Source organism: Streptomyces sp. NPDC001902, from assembly GCF_042891295.1.
Classification (GTDB): Bacteria; Actinomycetota; Actinomycetes; order Streptomycetales; family Streptomycetaceae; genus Actinacidiphila.
In genome coordinates this window covers 180973-198696 of sequence record NZ_JBIATA010000014.1, presented here as the reverse complement: position 1 = coordinate 198696, position 17724 = coordinate 180973, and the positions used below count along the sequence as shown (strand labels likewise).

Below are 17724 nucleotides of genomic sequence, written 5' to 3'. Positions count from 1 at the left end.
GGTGGGCACGTGGAGACACCCGGCAGGCGGCGCCGGCTGCGCTGGTGGCCCCGCTCGCTGTACTGGCGCCTCGCGCTCGGCTTCCTGGCGATCACCACGGTCGGCGTCGCGGCCGCGGACGTCTACGCCGCGCACGCCCTCGCCGACGGCCTGCGGAACCGGCTGGACCAGCAGCTGGCCTCCATACGCCAGGACCGGCTCGACGAACTGGAGACCAGCTCTGACCTCAAGCCCGCCGGGGCGACGGCCGTGGTGCTGCTCACCGACGCCATCGGCAGGGTCGTCCAGCGCGAGTCCGGTGCCATGGTGGAGCGGGCCGTCATCCGGCTGTCCAGCGCCGACCTGGACCGCATGGCGACCGCCGGCCGGGCGGGCACGGTCGGCCCGGCCCCGATGCGGGCGGTCGTCGAGAAGCTCCCCGACGGCGGCTACCTGGTGATCGCGGAGTCCACCGCGGACGACGCGGCCACGGTGCACAACCTCGTGGTCATCGAGGCCGTCTCAGGTGTGCCGCTGGTCGCCGGAGTCGTGCTCGGCGCCCTGTACTTCAGCCGCCGCACCATCTCGCCGCTGAAGGAGATCACCGCCACCGCCCGCCGGTTCGCCGCCGAGGGCGCACTCTCGCAGCGGGTCGCCGCCCCGGTGTCGACGGCGGAGGTGGAGGCGCTGGCCGACGCCGTCAACGCGATGCTCGGCCGGGTCGACGAGGAGTTCAACCGCCGCCGCAAGGCCGAGGAGCAGCTGCGCGACTTCGTCGGCGCCGCCAGCCACGAGCTGCGCACCCCGCTCACCGCGATCGGCGGCTACGCGCAGCTGGTGCGCTTCGGTGCCCTCGACGACCCGGCCCGTCTGGACGACGCCATGCGCCGGGTGCAGAACGAGACCCGCAGGATGTCCGCCCTCGTGGACGAGCTGCTGCTGCTGGCCCGCCTCGACCAGGGCCGCCCCCTCGAGTGCCGCCCGGTGGACCTGGCCGAACTCTGCGCCGACGCGGTGGCCGACGCCCGCGTCGTCGACCCCGACCGCCCGGTGACCCTCGTCGTGGAACCCGGGCCCCACATGGTGACCGGTGACCCCGACCGGCTCCGTCAGGTGGTCACCAACCTGCTGGCCAACGTGGTCGCGCACACCGCCCACGACGTCCCCGCCGAGGTGCGGGTCGGCCGCGAGGGCGACGAGCAGATCGTCGACGTCATCGACGGCGGGCCCGGGGTACCCGAGGAACTGCGCGAGCGGATCTTCGAGCGGTTCTTCCGCGCCGGCGGCGGCACCCCCCGCCCCGCCCGCCGGGACGACCACCCCGCCCCCGGCAGCGGGCTGGGCCTGAGCATCGTGGCCGCGATCGCCGCGGCGCACGCGGGGTCGGTGCGGGTGGAGGCCTCGGAGTCGGGTGCGTGGTTCCGGGTGCGGTTGCCGGCGCTCACTGGCGCATGATCGCGGCGACCGCGACGGCCGTCCTGAGGACCTGCAGGTCGCGCGGGCCGTCGACGCGCCGGCCGGTCAGCTCCTCGACCCGGCGCAGCCGGTGGTCGAAGAACTTGCGGCGCAGCGTGAGCAGCTCGCACGCCAGGTCCGGGTCGCCGTCGGCGGAGATCACCGCGCTCAGCGTCTCCCGCAGCACCTGGTCGTCCAGCACCGGCTGCACCATGCCGACCAGCCGCTGGGCGATGTCGGGCGTCTGCGCTGCCGCGTACTCCACCAGGACGTCGTCCAGCTCGTAGACGCCGGGTCCAAAGCCCAGCGCGTCCACCACCGCGCAGATGTCGTCCACCAGCAGCTGACCCGCCGTCACCTCGTTGTAGGGCTTCCAGTGCACCGCGAGCCGGGCCGTCCCGGCGAGGTCGCGGTGGATGCGGTCCGCCAGGTCGACGGACTCCTGGTGGCGCGGCGCGGGGGTGAGCACGTACAGCCCGCGCGCCGAGGGCAGCACGGCCGTCTCGGGGCCGCCGTGGCCGCGGGCCACCGCCTCGACGTCGCCGAGGGGGAGGCCGGGCGCGCGCAGCGCCATCACGGCGTAGGCGGGCGGGGCGTAGGACGGCCCGGGCCGCGGTGGCTCCGGGACCGAGGCGGGGGCCTCCCGCCCGGACTGGGCGAAGTAGCCCCGGTTCAGCTCCCGGGCCACACGGCGCCCCGCGTCCGTCAGGCGCCGGGCGAACTCGCCGCGCGAGCCGTCGGCCCCGGCCGCAGCGTGTCCGCCGGAGACCAGGATGTACTCCGTCGTCTCCTGGACGGCGACCCGCAGCGCGCTCACCGGCTCGCCCCGAGCGGCCCAGGCGACCCCCTCGCCGCGGATCCGCGCGGCGGTCTGCTCGCTCCACTCTCCCGAGCCGGAGACGACTTCTATCAGGGCGGCGAACAGCTCCCGCCGCAGCGAGGGCTCGCCTCCGCCGGAGTCGGTGAATCCCAGGTCAAGACAGGAATCCAGGCCCGTGGACACCGGTGCGTGGGTGGTCATGCGCGCAAGCCAAGCACCGGAGCATCAAAGTCACATCAAAGCGGGATCAGAGTCCGCGCTGGGGATCGCCCGCTCTCACGACGGTCAGGGGATCGCCTGCTCGGTCCAGATGCACTTGCCGCCGGGGACGTAGCGGGTACCCCAGCGCTGGCACAGCGCGGCGACCAGCTGCAGCCCGCGGCCGCCCTCGTCGGTGTCGCCGGCGTGCCGGATCCGGGGGGTGCTGAGACTGCCGTCCGAGACCTCGCAGACGAGGGTGCGGCTGCGGATCAGCCGCAGGCCGATGGGGCCCCGGGCGTGCCGGACCACGTTGCCGACCAGCTCGCTGGCGATCAGCTCGGTCGTCATGACCAGTTCGCCCAGTCCCCAGGCGTCCAGCCGGCGGCGGATGTGCTCGCGGGCCTGGCCCGCGGCGAGCGGGTCCTCGGGCAGGGACCAGGAGGCGACGTCGCCCGGCGACAGGGCGTGCGTGCGGGCGATGAGGAGGGCCGCGTCGTCCCCGGCGTGCTCCTGGTGGGGGTCGAGGGCGGCGGCGACCTCGTCGCAGAGCCTTCCCAGGCGCTCCACCTCGCCCCGGCGGCCGTCCGCCGGCCGCACGGGCGCCGCGGCCGGTGCGCCGGTGAGGGCCTTCGCCAGCCCGGCCATGCCCGTGTCGATGTCCCGGCGGGAGGATTCGACGAGGCCGTCGCTGTAGAGCACCAGCAGACTGCCCTCGGGGATCTCGAGCTCCACGGTCGCGAACGGCGGCGTGGCGGCGCCCAGTGGTGGGTCCGGCGAGTGCCCGGCGAAGTGGACGGTGCCGTCGGGCAGCACCAGCGCGGGCGGCGGGTGCCCGGCCCGGGAGAACGCGCAGGTGCGGTTCGTGGGGTCGTACACGGCGTACAGGCAGGTCGCGTAGAAGTCGTCCCCGAGGTCGCTGACCAGCTCGTTGAGGTGCGCGAGCAGCTCGTCGGGGGGCAGTTCGAGACCGGCGAGGGTGTGCACCGCGGTTCGCAGCCGCCCCATGGTCACGGCCTCGGAGATGCCGTGCCCCATCACGTCCCCGATGACCAGCGCGACCCGGTCGGCGGAGAGCGGGATGACGTCGTACCAGTCCCCGCCGACCGTCGTCCCCTCGACGGCGGGCAGGTAGCGCGCCGCGGCGCTGACCGCCGGCAGTTCGGGCAGGACGCGCGGCAGCAGGCCACGCTGCAGCTCCTGGGCCCGTCCGTGCTCGGCGTCGTACAGCCGGGCCCGCTCCAGGGCCTGGGCGACCAGCCCGCTGAGCGCGGTCAGCAGGGTGCGCTCCTCCTCGCTGAACGGGCGCGGCTCGGAGAAGGAGACGACGCAGGAGCCGACGGCCTTCCCGGAGACGATCAGCGGCAGGAAGGCCCAGGCGTGCTTCTGGGACCACTCCTGGAGGTGGACCCGGGCCGGGTACGCCTCGTGGAACTCCTTGGCGGAGGTGATGTAGCGGGGCACGCGCTCGCGGATGGCGTCGGTGCTGGGGCTGCCCTCGGCGAGCCGGGTCCGGCTGAGCCGCTCCATCAGGCCCGGGGGGTAGCCGACGAAGCCGACCACGCGCAGCAGGTCGCCCTCCAGCGTCTTGATGATCAGCCCGGTGGCGTCGAACAGCGGCAGCACGCGGTCGGCGACCGCGGCGACGACGTCCTTGACGGTGACGGCCTCGGCGAGCGCGGTGGTCAGCCGGCCGATGTGCGCCGCGCGGTCGGCGGCGGTGCGGGCGGCGTCGGCGCGGGCCTCCTCCGCGAGCCGGTGCTCGGTGACGTCGGTGAGGTAGAGGGTCAGGCCGTCGGGCACGGGCATGACGCGCAGGTGGTAGCGGCGTGTGCCGCCGCCCCACTCGATGTCCGCGCTGACGGTCGCGTCGCCCTCGGCCGCCCGGCGGCAGTGGGCCTCGAGCTCCGAGTCGTGGACGCCGGGCAGGTCCCACAGCACCGCGCCGACCAGGGGCCGCCGCGCCCCCAGCAGCCGCTCGGCCTGGGGGTTGGCGAAGGCGATGCGGCCGTCGTCGTCGACCGCCAGGAAGCCGTCGCTCATGTGACGCAGGGCCCGGCCGGCGGCGTCCATCGCGATCCGGGTCTCCGTGCTGTCCCACAGCACGCCGGCGAGCCGGACGGCCTTGCCGTCCGCACCGAGCACGCTGCGGCCGCGGGCCTGCACCCAGCGGAAGGTCCCGTCGGGCCGGCGGACCCGGTACTCCCAGGCGAAGCCGCCGCGGGCCCGGGCGGCCTCCTCGGCGTCGGCGATCACCCAGGGCAGGTCCTCGGGGTGGACCAGCTCCACCCAGGTCTCCAGGCGACCGTCGTACATCTGCGGGGACATCCCGAAGACGGAGCGCGCGGTCTCGTCGAGGTAGGCCTCGCCGGTGCGGACGTTCCACTCCCAGGTGCCGATGCCCACGTCGGACGGGGTCTCCCGAGGCCGGGAACCCGAGCCGCCCTCCGCCAGGCGCCAGCGTTCGCGCGACCCGACGGCTGCCGTACGGCCCAGCCGCTCCGACACCCACGCGGCGATCCCCCGCAGCAGCTCCCACGCGCCGGGAGCCGGCGGTACGGCGTCCGCGGTCACCACCGAGAGCGCGCCGAGCGGGCCCTCGGGGCCGGGGAGCGGTACGGCGGCGAGCCCGGACCCGCCGGGCAGCGGGCCGGGGGTCGTCTCCGTCGTGGGCAGCCACACCGGTTCGCCCCCGGTCGTCGCGCGGCCCGGCGCGGTGGCGTCCTGCGGGGGGAGGAAGAGCCAGGCACGGGTCAGGTTCCTGGGCAGACCGGTGCTGGCGGCCAGGCGCAGGGGCACTCCGCCCCGGGCCTCCTGCCCGCGCAGGTGGACCAGTCCGCCCAAGCCGTTCAGCGCCGCCACGGCCTGCTGCAGTCCCAGCCGCAGCGCCTCGCGCTCGCCCTGGTCGTCGCCCGAGGACCGGAGCAGGCGCAGCCGCTCCGCTCCCGGCTGGTCGAGCGGCGCTTCAGGCTCCTGGGCGGCGGCTTCGTTCGGGATCGTGCCCTCTTCTCGTCGGCTTTCCTCCGAAGGCCAACATAGCGCCGCGCGCGGGCACCGTCAGCGCGAAGCCGTATCGCCGGCAGGCGCCGCCCTCACCAGGTAGCCCGCCCCCCGCACGGTGCGGATGAGCGACTGGTCGGTGTCGCCGAGCTTCCGGCGCAGGTAGTAGATGTAGGTCTCCACGATCCCGGACTCGCCCTGGAAGTCGCAGCTCCACACGGCGTCGAGGATCTGCCCCTTGGACACCACCCGGTCCGGGTTCTCCAGCAGGAAGCGGAGCAGCGCGAACTCGGTCGCCGAGACCTGGACCGGCCGGCCGTGCCGCCACACCTCGTGGGTGTCCGCGTCCAGCTCGACCCAGCCCGCGCGCAGCCGGCGCCCGGCGGGCTCGGGGGCCCGGCCCCGGCGCAGCAGGGCGTTCACGCGGGCCGCGACCTCGTTGATGTCGAAGGGCTTGGTGACGTAGTCGTCGCCGCCCAGGGCCAGGCCCCTGATCTTGTCCTCCACGGCGTCCCGGGCCGTGAGGAAGAGGACGGGCGCGTCGACCCGGGCGGCGCGGAGCCTGCGGCACACCTCGAAGCCGTCGAGGTCGGGCAGTCCGACGTCGAGCAGGATCACGTCGGCGGCGCGGTCGGCGGCCGTGCTCACCGCCTCCTCGCCGGTCCCGGCCGTGACCACGTCGAAGCCCAGGAACTGCAGCGCCATCGCGAGCATCGAGGCGATGCTCGCCTCGTCCTCCACGACCAGCACGCGGGGCTGCTGGGCCGAGACGGTCACGTTCATGCCGCGGGTCACTTCCTCCGGGCCGTATTCCGGCCGTTGTCACACAGAAGAGGAACGGATTATGTCATTCAGCTGAACCCGGACAACCCCCGTGACCGAATCGCGACGATCCGCCGCCGGCCTCCCCCGCGGAGCTGCGGATGAGCCCCCGTCAGATGCGGATTCCGGGTGTCCGGACGATGCCTTGACAGGGGTGGGGGGCACCCCCACACTGATGTTGCGTCAACCGCAATCAGTTCCGCAATACGCACCGAGGTGTCATGATGATTCCCGTGTGCCGGCTCGCGGACCTCCCGCGTGGCGAGGCTTTCCGGCTCGAGACCGACCCGCCCGTCGCGGTGTTCCACACCGAGGAGGGCGAGCTCTACGCCGTCGACGACACCTGCACCCACCAGGACGCGTCGCTCGCGGACGGCTGGCTGGAGGGGTGCGAGGTCGAGTGCCCGCTGCACGCCTCGAAGTTCGACCTGCGCACGGGTGCGGTGGACGCGCCCCCGGCCCGGCGGCCCGTGCGGACGCACGAGGTCGTGGTCGAGGACGGCGTGATCCACGTACGGCTGTCGGCGCCCGCCCCCGGCCCGCCCTCGTGCGCGGCCGGCCGGCTCGCCGGGGGAGCCGGATGAGAGCGGTCCTCGTGGTCGGCGCCTCGCTGGCGGGGCTGTCGGCGGCGCGGGCACTGCGCGCCCAGGGGTACGACGGCCGGCTGGTGGTCGTGGGCGACGAGCCGCACCGGCCGTACGACCGGCCGCCGCTGTCCAAGGAGTTCCTCGCCGGACAGGCCGACGAGGCGGCCCTGGTCCTGGAGGCGGACGGCGAGGACCTCGGGGCCGAATGGCTGCTGGGCGCCCGGGCCGTGACGCTCGACCCGGGCACGCGGGTCGTCGGGCTCGCGGACGGCAGCGCCGTCACCGCCGACGGAGTCGTCATCGCCACCGGGGCCGCTGCCCGTACGCTGCCCGGCGCGGCGGGCCGGTCCGGTGTGCACACCCTGCGCACCCTGGACGACGCCCGCGCGCTGCGGGCCGATCTGGCGCGCGGCGGGCGGCTCGTCGCCATCGGTGGCGGCTTCATCGGGGCCGAGGTCGCCTCGACCGCGTACGCCCTCGGCCTGGACGTCACCGTCGTCGAGGCGGCGCCCACCCCGCTGTCGGGCCCGCTCGGCGAGACGATGGGCGGCGTCGTGTCGGGCCTCCACGCCGACCACGGCGTACGGCTGTTGTGCGGTACGGGGGTGCGCGGGACCGAGGCGGACGGCGAGGGGCGGGTGGTGGCCGTGGTCCTGGCCGACGGCCGCAGGCTGCCCGCGGACACCGTGGTCGTCGGCATCGGGGCGCGCCCGTGCACGGACTGGCTCGCCGGGTCCGGGATCGAGCTCGGCGACGGTGTCCTGTGCGGCGCGGACGGCCGGACGGGCCTGCCGGGCGTCGTCGCCGTCGGTGACTGCGCCGCCTGGTACGACCCGGCCGCCGGTGCGCACCACCGCGTGGAGCACTGGACGGGTGCCCTGGAGCGTCCGGCCACCGCCGTCGCCGCGCTGCTGTCCGGCGGCGCGGGCGGGCAACGGGCCCCCCGCCCACCGTACTTCTGGTCCGACCAGTACGGCGTGCGCATCCAGTTCGCGGGCCGCGCCGCGGGGGCCGACACCGTCACGGTCGAGGAGGGCGTCGCGGAGGAACGCGACGTCCTCGCGGTCTACCGCAGGGGCGGGATTCCGGTCGCCGTACTGGGCATGAACCGGCCCCGGTCGTTCACCCGTTGGCGCAAGCAGCTGGCCGCCGCCGCGTCTTGACAGCGCCGGAGCGGCACCACATGCTGCAGTTGCGCAGTGCACACTCCGTTGCTCATTACACAACGTCCCGCAAGGAGTGCCCGTGACCCCGACCGGTCTGCCGGACAGCCTGATCGCCACCCTCCCCGGCTCCTACTACACGGACCCCGGGATCTTCGCCCAGGAGCAGGAGCGCATCTTCGAGACGATGTGGTTCTGCGTGGCTCGCTCCTCCGAGCTCGGCAGGCCGGGCGCCTTCAGGACCGTGGACGTCGGCCGCGAGAGCATCCTGGTCACCCGGTCCCGGGACCACGCGGTGCGCGCCTTCTACAACGTGTGCCGGCACCGCGGCGCCCGGCTGCTCACCGAGGAGGGCGGCGAGGTCAGGCGGGCGTTCCAATGCCCGTACCACGCCTGGACGTACGACCTGGACGGCAGGCTCGTGGCGGCCCCCAACCTCACCAAGATGCCCGACGTCGGCCGTACCGAGTACGGGCTCGTCCCCGTCCACGTCCGCGAATGGCTGGGGTACGTCTGGGTCTGCCTGGCCGAGGACCCGCCCTCCTTCGAGGAGCAGGTGGTCGGCGAGGTGGTCACCCGGCTCGGGGACGTGGAGTCCCTGGAGCGCTACGGCATCGAGGACCTGAGGGTCGGCCGGCGGATCGTGTACGACGTCAGGGCCAACTGGAAGCTCATCGTCGAGAACTTCATGGAGTGCTACCACTGCGCCACGATCCACCCCGAACTGACCGAGGTGCTGCCGGAGTTCGCCGGCGGCTACGCCGCGCAGTACTACGTCGGCCACGGCGCCGAGTTCGGCGCGGACATCGAGGGCTTCACGGTGGACGGCTCGCCGGGACTGGACCGTATACCGGGGGTCTCCGCGGCCCAGGACCGGCGCTACTACGCGATCACCATCAAGCCGCAGGTCTTCGTCAACCTGGTGCCGGACCACGTGATCTTCCACCGCATGTACCCGGTCGCGGCCGACCGCACGGTCGTCGAGTGCGACTGGCTCTACCTGGAGGAGGTCGTCACCGCGGGCAGGGACGTCGGCCGCTCGGTGGAGCTCTTCGACCGGGTCAACCGCCAGGACTTCGAGGCCTGCGAGCGCTGCCAGCCCGCGATGGGATCCCGGCTCTACGCCAAGGGCGGGGTGCTGGTCCCCAGCGAGCACCACATCGCCGGCTTCCACGACTGGGTCCACGAGCGCCTCGGCACGGCTCAGCCCAGGTAGCCCATGCGGTGGCTGATCTCGGCCGCCCCGGCGACCAGCAGCGGCGCGAGCTCGTGCATGCGCTCCTGGGTGAAGCGGTACGAGGGGCCGGAGGCGCTGACGGCGGCGATGACCTCGCCGTCGCGCGAGCGGACGGGGGCGGCCATCGCGTGCAGGCCGATCTCCAGTTCCTCCAGCGTCCAGGCGTACCCGCGCTCCCTGGCCTCGGCGAGGTTCTTCTCCAGCTTCGTCCGCGAGGTGAGGGTGTGCGGGGTCAGTTTCTCCAGGCCCGCGTCCGTGAGGAGTTCCGCGCGCTGCGCGGCGGAGAGGTGGGCGAGCAGGATCTTGCCGCTGGAGGTCGCGTGCAACGGCGTGAGCTGGCCGACCCAGTTGTGCGCGGTCACCGCCGCCGGTCCGCGCACCTGGTACAGGTTGATCGCGAAGTGCTTCTCCATCACGGCGATGTTGACGGTCTCGCCGATCTCCTCGGCGAGCCGTTCGCAGACCGGCCGGCCCTGCTGGGTGATGTCGATGCGGCCGGTCACCGCGCCGGCCAGCCGCACGATGCCGAAGCCGAGCCGGTACTTGCCGCGCTCGCCCGCCTGCTCCACCAGCCCGCGTGCCTCCAGCGCGCCGAGCAGCCGGAACGCCGTCGACTTGTGGACCTCGATCTCGGCGGCGACCTCGCTCACGCCGGCCTCGCCGCGCTGCGCCAGGATCTCCAGCACGCTGATGGCCCGGTCCACGGACTGGACGCCGCCCGGCTGCGCAGCGGTTGTTTCGGTATCTGCACTGAAGTTGCTCACAGCGAAACTATACGCGCGGTAAACAACAGCGTCGGGGTTCCCCGGCGGAGTCCGGACGGGAAACACGACCGAAACTCCGGTGTCAAGTTGCGCGGCTCGCAACCTGGTGCGCATAGCGGCACCGTACTAGCATGCTGCGCCAGTCGACCTGTCGACCGCGCGATCGAGACGAGCGATTCAAGCGAGACGAGTGAGACGAGGCTGACATGGCTCCCGTGCAGTACGACTTCGTCATCGTCGGTGGGGGCTCCGCCGGTTGCGCCCTCGCGAACCGGCTCTCCGCCGATCCGGCCAACCGTGTCCTGGTGCTGGAGGCCGGCCGCCCCGACTACCCGTGGGACGTCTTCATCCACATGCCGGCGGCGCTCACCTTCCCCATCGGCAGCCGCTTCTACGACTGGGGCTACGAGTCCGAGCCCGAGCCCCACATGGGCGGACGGCGGATCTACCACGCCCGGGGCAAGGTGCTCGGCGGCTCCAGCAGCATCAACGGCATGATCTTCCAGCGCGGCAACCCCATGGACTACGAACGCTGGGCCGAGGGCCCCGGCATGGAGCACTGGGACTACGCCCACTGCCTGCCGTACTTCCAGCGCATGGAGAACTGCCTCGCCGCCGGCCCCGACGACGAGTTCCGCGGTCACGACGGTCCGCTCGTCCTGGAGCGCGGGCCCGCCTCCAGCCCGCTGTTCCCCGCCTTCCTCGAGGCGGTCCAGGAGGCGGGGCATCCGCTCACCGACGACGTCAACGGCTACCGCCAGGAGGGCTTCGCGCCCTTCGACCGCAACGTCCACCGCGGCCGCCGGCTCTCCGCCGCCCGGGCCTACCTCGACCCGGTGCGCAGGCGCCCCAACCTGACGGTGCGGACCCGGACCCTGGTCACCCGGGTGCTCTTCGAGGGCAAGCGCGCCGTGGGCGTGGAGTACGAACGCCGCAAGGGCCGCCGCGAACAGGTGCGCGCCCGCGAGGTCGTCCTCTGCGGCGGGGCCGTCAACTCGCCCCAGCTGCTGCAGCTGTCGGGCGTCGGCAACGCCGGGGAACTGGCCGCGCTCGGCATCGACGTCGTGCACGACCTGCCCGGCGTCGGCGAGAACCTCCAGGACCACCTGGAGGTCTACGTCCAGTACGCCTGCACGCAGCCGGTCTCCATGCAGCCGTACCTGGCCAAGTGGCGCTACCCCTTCATCGGTCTGCAGTGGCTCTTCCGCAAGGGTCCCGCCGCCACCAACCACTTCGAGGCCGGCGGCTTCGCGCGCAGCAACGAGGACGTGGACTACCCCAACCTGATGTTCCATTTCCTGCCCATCGCGGTGCGCTACGACGGCTCGGCCCCGGCCGGCGGCCACGGCTACCAGGTGCACGTGGGGCCGATGTACTCCGACGCCCGCGGCTCGGTGAAGATCAGGAGCAGGGACCCGCGCGAGAAGCCCGCGCTGCGCTTCAACTACCTGTCCACCGAACAGGACCGTCGCGAGTGGGTCGAGGCGGTGCGCGTCGCCCGCGACATCCTCGGCCGGCCCGCGCTCGCCCCCTTCAACGGCGGCGAGGTCTCGCCCGGCCCCGGGGTCGAGACCGACGAGGAGATCCTGGCGTGGGTCGCCAAGGAGGGCGAGACCGCCCTCCACCCGTCCTGCACGTGCAGGCTGGGCACCGACGCGATGGCCGTGGTCGACCCGGCGAGCATGCGGGTGCACGGCGTGGAGGGGCTCCGCGTGGTCGACGCCTCCGTGATGCCCTACGTGACCAACGGCAACATCTACGCCCCCGTGATGATGATCGCCGAGAAGGCCGCGGATCTGATCCTCGGCCGTGAACCGCTGCCGCCCTCGAAGGCGCAGTTCTACCGGCACCGCGAGGCCACCGCCAACTGATCGTGTCCGGTGCCGCGTTCACCGGATCAAGATGTGCCGTACACCCCGTGCCACCCCTTGACGGCCGGTGGCCGTTCGGACAGGGTGTTCCACCACAAGCAATTCGATGCGCTATGTGCAACGAAGCGAGGACTCCGCGCGTGGCAGACCTGTACCTGGACGGAGAGTGGCGCGAGGCGGTGGCCGGAGGCCGCCGGGAGATCCGCTGCCCCGCCGACGGAGTGCTCGTCGCGACGGTCTCCGAGGCGACCGGCGCCGACGCGGAGGCCGCGGTCGCCGCAGCCCGCGCCGCCTTCGACCACGGCCCCTGGCCGCGCACCCCGGAGCGCGAACGCGGCGCCCTCCTGCTCCGCACCGCGGGCATCGTCGAACGGGACGCCAAGGAATTCGCCCGCGCCGAATCCCTCGACACCGGCAAGCGGCTCGTGGAGAGCGAGTACGACGTCGCCGACGTCGTCGCCTGCCTGCGCCACTACGGCGGCATCGCGGGGACCTCCGCCGGACGGGTCGTCGACACCGGCCGCGACGACGCCGTCAGCCGTGTCGAGTACGAGCCGGTCGGCGTCTGCGCCCTGATCACCCCCTGGAACTACCCGCTGCTGCAGGCCTCCTGGAAGGTCGCGCCCGCGCTCGTCGCGGGCAACACGTTCGTCCTCAAGCCCAGCGAGCTGACCCCCTCCACCTCCGTGCTCCTCATGCGGGCCCTGGAGGAGGCCGGACTCCCGCCCGGGGCCGGAAACCTGGTCCTCGGCGCCGGGCCCGGGGCCGGCGCCCCGCTCGCCGAGCACCCCGGCGTCGACATGGTGTCCTTCACAGGCGGTCTCGAGACCGGCAAGCGGGTCATGGGCGCGGCCGCCGCCACGGTGAAGAGGGTCGCCCTCGAACTCGGCGGCAAGAACCCCAACGTGGTCTTCGCCGACGCCGACTTCGAGACGGCCGTGGACTTCGCGCTCACGGCCGTCTTCCTGCACTCCGGCCAGGTCTGCTCCGCCGGGGCCCGGCTGATCGTGCAGGACACGGTCCACGACGCCTTCGTCGACGAGGTCGTACGGCGCGCCGGCGCGATCCGCCTGGGCGGCCCCTTCGACCCCGCGGCCGAGACCGGCCCGCTGATCTCCGCCGCCCACCGCGACAAGGTCGAGGCGTACGTCGCCGCCGGGATCGCCGAGGGCGCCGTGCTGCGCCTCGGCGGCGCCCGCCCCACGGACCCGGCGCTCCAGGACGGCTTCTACTACCCGCCGACCGTCCTCGACGACTGCGACCAGGGCATGCGCGTCGTCCACGAGGAGTCCTTCGGACCCGTGCTGACCGTCGAGCGCTTCACCGACGAGGACGACGCCGTCCGCATCGCCAACGACACCGAGTACGGCCTCGCCGGCGCCGTCTGGACGGGGGACGCCGGCCGCGCCCAGCGGGTCGCCCGCCGGCTGCGCCACGGCACCGTGTGGATCAACGACTACCACCCCTACGTACCGCAGGCGGAATGGGGCGGCTTCGGCCACTCGGGCGTGGGCCGGGAGCTGGGACCGACCGGCCTGGACGAGTACCGCGAGCCCAAGCACATCTGGCAGAACATCCGACCCAGGCCGCAGCACTGGTTCCGCGGCTGAACGCCCAGGAGAGGCCGACCGTGACCCCAGCACCGACCGATGTGCCGCAGCGGCGCGGCGCGTCCCACGACGAGGACCAGGACCAGGACCGGAACGCGGTCATCTCCGTGCGCGGGCTGTGGAAGGTGTTCGGGCCGAAGGCCGACAGGGTGCCGGAATCGCAGGAGCTGCGCGGGCTCGGCCGCCGTGAGCTGATGGAGCGCACGGGTTGCACCGCGGCCGTGCGCGACGTCCACTTCGACGTCGCGCCCGGCGAGGTCTTCGTCGTGATGGGCCTGTCCGGCTCCGGCAAGTCGACCCTGGTGCGCTGTCTGACCCGGCTCGTCGAACCCACCGCCGGCCAGGTCGTCCTGGAGGGCGAGGACATCCGCGCCGCCGACGCCAAACGGCTGCGCGAACTGCGCCGCAACAGGTTCTCCATGGTCTTCCAGCACTTCGGCCTGCTGCCGCACCGCAGGGTCGTCGACAACGTCGCGTACGGCCTGGAGATCCGCGGCATGGGCCGGACCGAGCGCGTCAAGCGGGCCCTGGAGGTCGTCGAACTGGTGGGCCTGGCGGGCTACGAGAACTCCTACCCCGACCAGCTCTCCGGCGGCATGCAGCAGCGCGTCGGCCTGGCCCGGGCACTGGCGGGGGACCCCGGCATCCTCTTCTTCGACGAGCCCTTCTCCGCGCTCGACCCGCTGATCCGCCGCGACATGCAGAACGAGGTCATCCGCCTCCACCACGAGGTCGGCAAGACGATGGTGTTCATCACCCACGACCTGTCCGAGGCACTCAAGCTCGGCGACCGCATCCTGATCATGCGCGACGGCCGGACGGTGCAGTGCGGCACGGGCGACGAACTGGTCGGCGCCCCCGCCGACGACTACGTGCGCGACTTCGTCAAGGACGTGCCGCGGGCCGACGTGCTGACGCTCCGCTGGATCATGCGCGACCCGCGGCCCGACGACGCCCTCGACGGCCCCGAACTCGGCCCCGGCACGGTTGTCCGCGAGGCGACACGGGCCGTGCTCGCCGCCGAAAAGCCGGTCAGGGTCGTCGAGGACGGACGGCTGCTCGGCGTCGTCGGCGACGAGGAGATCCTCGCCGTCGTCGCGGGCCGGGAAGGCGGGGCGTGATGGCGGTCGCCGCCTCCGGGGCACGCGAACGGCTCGCGCCCGTCCGGCTGCGCCGCCGGGCCGTCGTGGCGGGCATCGTCGTGCTGTGGCTGGTGCTCTTCGCGCTCCTGCGCGGCCGGCAGACGCTCGCCCTCGCGGCGGCCGACCTGACCTCGCTGCACCGCTGGTTCAACGACGTCAACGACACCATCGGCGCGGACCGCAACAGCAACCCGCTCTTCCTCTACTTCTTCAACGAGATCCGGCTGGTCATCGACACCCTGGTGACCTTCGTCCAGACGCTGATCTCGCAGCCGCCCGACGGCCGCCCGGTGCCGCAGATCGGCTGGCTCGGCGTGGTCGCGATCGCCGGCTACGTCTCCTGGGCGCTGGGCAACTGGCGCGTGGCGCTGCTGGCCGTCGCGGGCTTCACCTTCTTCGGGCTGCAGGGCCTGTGGCAGGAGAGCATGGACACCCTGGCGCTCACCGTGTCGGCGGTGCTGGTGGCGCTGCTGTTCGGCATCCCGCTGGGCGTGTGGGCCGGGCTGTCGCCGCGGGTGAACCGCGTCCTGACCCCCGTGCTGGACTTCATGCAGACGATGCCGACCTTCGTCTACCTGGCGCCGCTCACCCTCTTCTTCCTCATCGGGCCGGCCTCCGCCACCATCGCCACCCTGATCTACGCGGCGCCGCCCGCCGTCCGCATCACCGCGCACGCCATCCGCTCGGTGCCCGCGACCACGGTGGAGGCGGCGGAGTCGCTCGGTTCGACCAGGGTGCAGACCCTCACCAAGGTGCTGCTGCCGATGTCGCGGCGCACCGTGGTGATGGGCGTCAACCAGAGCATCATGGCGGCCCTGTCCATGGTGACCATCGCGGCCCTCATCGACGCCCCCGGCCTCGGCAAGACCGTCGTCCAGGCCCTGCAGTCGCTCGACGTCGGCACCGCCTTCAACGCCGGCCTCGCCATCGTCGTCATGGCCATCGTCCTGGACCGGGTCACCACCGCGGCCGCCGTCAGGACGGAGCGGGGGCAGGGCTCCGGCGGCCGCCCGCGGCGCTGGCGCAGGCCGCTGCTCGCCGCGGGCGCCGTCGCCGCCGCGGTCGCCGCCTGGCTGTCCCACACCTACGTCTGGGCCGCGGAGTTCCCCGGCGAGGGCGGAGCGGGGCGCTCCCTGGCGAGTGCCGCCGACACCGTGACCACCTGGGCGCAGGAGCACCTGTCCGGGGTCACGGGCGCCGTCCGCGACGTGCTCACCAACGCGCTCCTCAACCCCTTCCAGACCCTGCTCACCGACTCGCCGTGGTGGCTCACCGGCCTCGTGCTGGTGGCCCTGGGAACGGTCCTCGGCGGCCTCGGCGCCGGCGGCACCGCCGCGGTGTGCGTGGGGCTGCTGGTGGGCACCGGGGTGTGGCAGGACGCGATGACCACGCTCGCCTCGACCGTCGTGGCGACGCTGCTGGTGATGCTGCTCGGGGTCACGGTGGGCGTGTGGATGGGCCGCAGCGCGCTCGCCGACCGGATCGTCCGGCCCGGCCTGGACGCGGCGCAGACCATGCCGCCCTTCGTCTACCTCGTTCCGTTCCTCGCGCTGTTCGGCGCGAGCCGCTTCACCGCGATCGTCGCCGCCGTCGTGTACGCCGCGCCCGTGACGGTGAAGATCGTCGCCGACGGCGTCCGGGGCGTACCGGGGACGACCGTGGAGGCCGCGGCGGCGGCCGGGTCCAGTACCTGGCAGCTCGTCACCAAGGTCCAGCTGCCGATGTCGCGCGGCGCCCTGGTGCTCGCGACCAACCAGGGCCTGATCTACGTGCTGTCGATGGTCGTGGTGGGCGGCCTGGTCGGTGCGGGCGCCCTCGGCTACGACGTCGTGGCCGGCTTCTCGCAGGGCGAGCTGTACGGCAAGGGGCTGGCGGCGGGACTCGCCATCGTCTTGCTCGGCGTGATGTTCGACCGGATCACTCAGGCCGCGGCCGGGCGCACCACGAGGGTGCCCGGCGGGCGCTAGGGCAGGAGGCGGTAGACACATGGCAACACACCTGACGGCGGCCGGCCGGTCGGCGCGATGGCGTGCCGGGGCGGCCGGGGCCGCGGCACTGGGGCTCGTCCTCACCGGCTGCGGCGGCGCCAAGGTCGGCGGGTCGGAGGCCGGTTCCGGGGGATCCTCCGGCAAGTGCGGCACCTTCAACCTGGCGGTCAACCCGTGGGTCGGCTACGAGGCGGACGCGGCGGTCGTGGCGTACGTCGCCGAGGAGAAGCTGGGCTGCACGGTCAAGAAGAAGGACCTCAAGGAGGAGATCGCCTGGCAGGGCTTCGGCACCGGCGAGGTCGACGCGATCCTGGAGAACTGGGGCCACGACGACCTGAAGAAGAAGTACGTCGAGCAGCAGAAGACCGCCGTCGAGGCGGGCCCGACCGGCAACAAGGGCGTGATCGGCTGGTACGTGCCGCCGTGGCTGGCGAAGGAGCACCCGGACATCACGGACTGGAAGAACCTCGACAAGTACGCCGACAAGTTCCGCACCTCCGAGTCCGGCGGCAAGGGCCAGCTCCTGGACGGCGACCCGTCGTACGTCACCAACGACGCCGCCCTGGTGAAGAACCTCAAGCTGGACTTCAAGGTGGTGTACGCGGGCAGCGAGACCGCGCTGATCCAGGCCTTCCGGCAGGCCGAGGCCAAGAAGCAGTGGCTGCTCGGCTACTTCTACGAGCCGCAGTGGTTCCTGTCGGAGGTCCCGCTCGCCAAGGTCGAGCTGCCGCCGTACGAGGCCGGCTGCGACGCCGACGCGGAGAAGGTCGCCTGTGACTACCCCGTCTACGACCTGGACAAGATCGTCAGCAAGAAGTTCGCCGGCTCCGGCAGCCCGGCCTACGACCTGGTGAAGAACTTCAGCTGGACGAACGAGGACCAGAACCTCGTCGCCAAGTACATCGCCGTCGACAAGATGAGCCCCGAAGCCGCCGCCGAGAAGTGGGTGAAGGCGAACCCCGGCAAGGTGGACGCCTGGGGCAAGTAACCCCGCGCCGCGCCACCGGGGCGCACCGCGCCCCAACGCGCCGTTCCCGTGCCCGGCGGGCTGTTCCGACAGCCCGCCGGGCACCGTCGTTCCCCGGGCC

13 protein-coding genes are annotated in these 17724 nt (G+C 73.1%); 9 read left to right on the top strand and 4 right to left on the bottom strand.

Going from position 1 to position 17724, the window contains the following annotated elements:
* Positions 1-9 precede the first annotated feature (9 nt).
* Positions 10-1434 carry a sensor histidine kinase gene (locus ACFYYN_RS23500; protein WP_500547399.1) on the top strand — a complete coding sequence of 475 codons (1425 nt, stop codon included), beginning with the start codon at positions 10-12 and terminating at the stop codon, positions 1432-1434.
* Here ACFYYN_RS23500 and ACFYYN_RS23495 read toward each other — a convergent pair.
* The 3 genes from ACFYYN_RS23495 to ACFYYN_RS23485 all read right to left on the bottom strand — a co-directional run bounded on the left by ACFYYN_RS23495 (position 1421) and on the right by ACFYYN_RS23485 (position 6235).
* Entirely contained in the window at positions 1421-2455 is a 1035-nt protein-coding gene (locus ACFYYN_RS23495) for a helix-turn-helix domain-containing protein (protein ID WP_500547398.1), read from the bottom strand. The two genes, ACFYYN_RS23500 and ACFYYN_RS23495, sit on opposite strands and share 14 nt — an antisense overlap.
* An 84-nt stretch (positions 2456-2539) precedes the next feature.
* Positions 2540-5314 carry a SpoIIE family protein phosphatase gene (locus tag ACFYYN_RS23490; protein ID WP_500547397.1) on the bottom strand — a complete coding sequence of 925 codons (2775 nt, stop codon included), beginning with the start codon at positions 5312-5314 and terminating at the stop codon, positions 2540-2542.
* Between the two features lie 195 nt (positions 5315-5509).
* Positions 5510-6235, bottom strand: a complete 726-nt coding sequence (locus ACFYYN_RS23485; RefSeq protein ID WP_499515328.1) for a response regulator transcription factor — start codon at positions 6233-6235, stop codon at positions 5510-5512.
* A 260-nt stretch (positions 6236-6495) separates the two neighbouring features.
* Here ACFYYN_RS23485 and ACFYYN_RS23480 point away from each other — a divergent pair, with 260 nt between their 5' ends.
* From ACFYYN_RS23480 to ACFYYN_RS23470, 3 genes are all read left to right on the top strand, one after another.
* Positions 6496-6858: a bifunctional 3-phenylpropionate/cinnamic acid dioxygenase ferredoxin subunit gene (locus ACFYYN_RS23480; protein ID WP_500547396.1), complete on the top strand. Its 363-nt coding sequence runs from the start codon at positions 6496-6498 to the stop codon at positions 6856-6858.
* Positions 6855-8024 (top strand): NAD(P)/FAD-dependent oxidoreductase, encoded by a 1170-nt coding sequence (locus ACFYYN_RS23475; protein ID WP_500547395.1) that lies wholly within the window; start codon positions 6855-6857, stop codon positions 8022-8024. The genes ACFYYN_RS23480 and ACFYYN_RS23475 overlap by 4 nt, the downstream gene beginning before the upstream one ends.
* Positions 8025-8106: 82 nt before the next feature.
* The gene (locus ACFYYN_RS23470) at positions 8107-9240 is read left to right on the top strand and encodes an aromatic ring-hydroxylating oxygenase subunit alpha (RefSeq protein WP_500323094.1); all 1134 of its coding nucleotides are present in this window, start codon (positions 8107-8109) and stop codon (positions 9238-9240) included.
* Here ACFYYN_RS23470 and ACFYYN_RS23465 read toward each other — a convergent pair.
* Positions 9228-10025, bottom strand: coding sequence for an IclR family transcriptional regulator (locus ACFYYN_RS23465; RefSeq protein ID WP_500547394.1), 798 nt, complete (start codon positions 10023-10025; stop codon positions 9228-9230). The two genes, ACFYYN_RS23470 and ACFYYN_RS23465, sit on opposite strands and share 13 nt — an antisense overlap.
* 206 nt (positions 10026-10231) lie before the next feature.
* On the opposite strand from ACFYYN_RS23465, the gene betA reads away from it, so the two are divergent.
* The 5 genes from betA to ACFYYN_RS23440 all read left to right on the top strand — a co-directional run bounded on the left by betA (position 10232) and on the right by ACFYYN_RS23440 (position 17624).
* Positions 10232-11896 carry a choline dehydrogenase gene (gene betA, locus ACFYYN_RS23460; RefSeq protein WP_500547393.1) on the top strand — a complete coding sequence of 555 codons (1665 nt, stop codon included), beginning with the start codon at positions 10232-10234 and terminating at the stop codon, positions 11894-11896.
* A gap of 140 nt (positions 11897-12036) precedes the next feature.
* Complete coding sequence (locus ACFYYN_RS23455) at positions 12037-13506, top strand: aldehyde dehydrogenase family protein (protein WP_500547392.1); 1470 nt, start codon at positions 12037-12039, stop codon at positions 13504-13506.
* A 20-nt stretch (positions 13507-13526) separates the two neighbouring features.
* Positions 13527-14627, top strand: a complete 1101-nt coding sequence (locus tag ACFYYN_RS23450) for a quaternary amine ABC transporter ATP-binding protein (RefSeq protein ID WP_500323098.1) — start codon at positions 13527-13529, stop codon at positions 14625-14627.
* Positions 14627-16615: an ABC transporter permease gene (locus ACFYYN_RS23445; protein ID WP_500547391.1), complete on the top strand. Its 1989-nt coding sequence runs from the start codon at positions 14627-14629 to the stop codon at positions 16613-16615. The genes ACFYYN_RS23450 and ACFYYN_RS23445 overlap by 1 nt, the downstream gene beginning before the upstream one ends.
* A 19-nt stretch (positions 16616-16634) precedes the next feature.
* Entirely contained in the window at positions 16635-17624 is a 990-nt protein-coding gene (locus tag ACFYYN_RS23440) for an ABC transporter substrate-binding protein (RefSeq protein WP_500547390.1), read from the top strand.
* Positions 17625-17724: the final 100 nt, after the last annotated feature.

Coding starts and splice junctions, on each gene's coding strand:
- ACFYYN_RS23495 (WP_500547398.1), bottom strand. CDS start 2,455: ATGACCACCCACGCACCGGTGTCCACGGGCCTGGATTCCTGTCTTGAC.
- ACFYYN_RS23485 (WP_499515328.1), bottom strand. CDS start 6,235: ATGAACGTGACCGTCTCGGCCCAGCAGCCCCGCGTGCTGGTCGTGGAG.
- ACFYYN_RS23480 (WP_500547396.1), top strand. CDS start 6,496: ATGATGATTCCCGTGTGCCGGCTCGCGGACCTCCCGCGTGGCGAGGCT.
- ACFYYN_RS23475 (WP_500547395.1), top strand. CDS start 6,855: ATGAGAGCGGTCCTCGTGGTCGGCGCCTCGCTGGCGGGGCTGTCGGCG.
- betA (WP_500547393.1), top strand. CDS start 10,232: ATGGCTCCCGTGCAGTACGACTTCGTCATCGTCGGTGGGGGCTCCGCC.
- ACFYYN_RS23445 (WP_500547391.1), top strand. CDS start 14,627: ATGGCGGTCGCCGCCTCCGGGGCACGCGAACGGCTCGCGCCCGTCCGG.
- ACFYYN_RS23440 (WP_500547390.1), top strand. CDS start 16,635: ATGGCAACACACCTGACGGCGGCCGGCCGGTCGGCGCGATGGCGTGCC.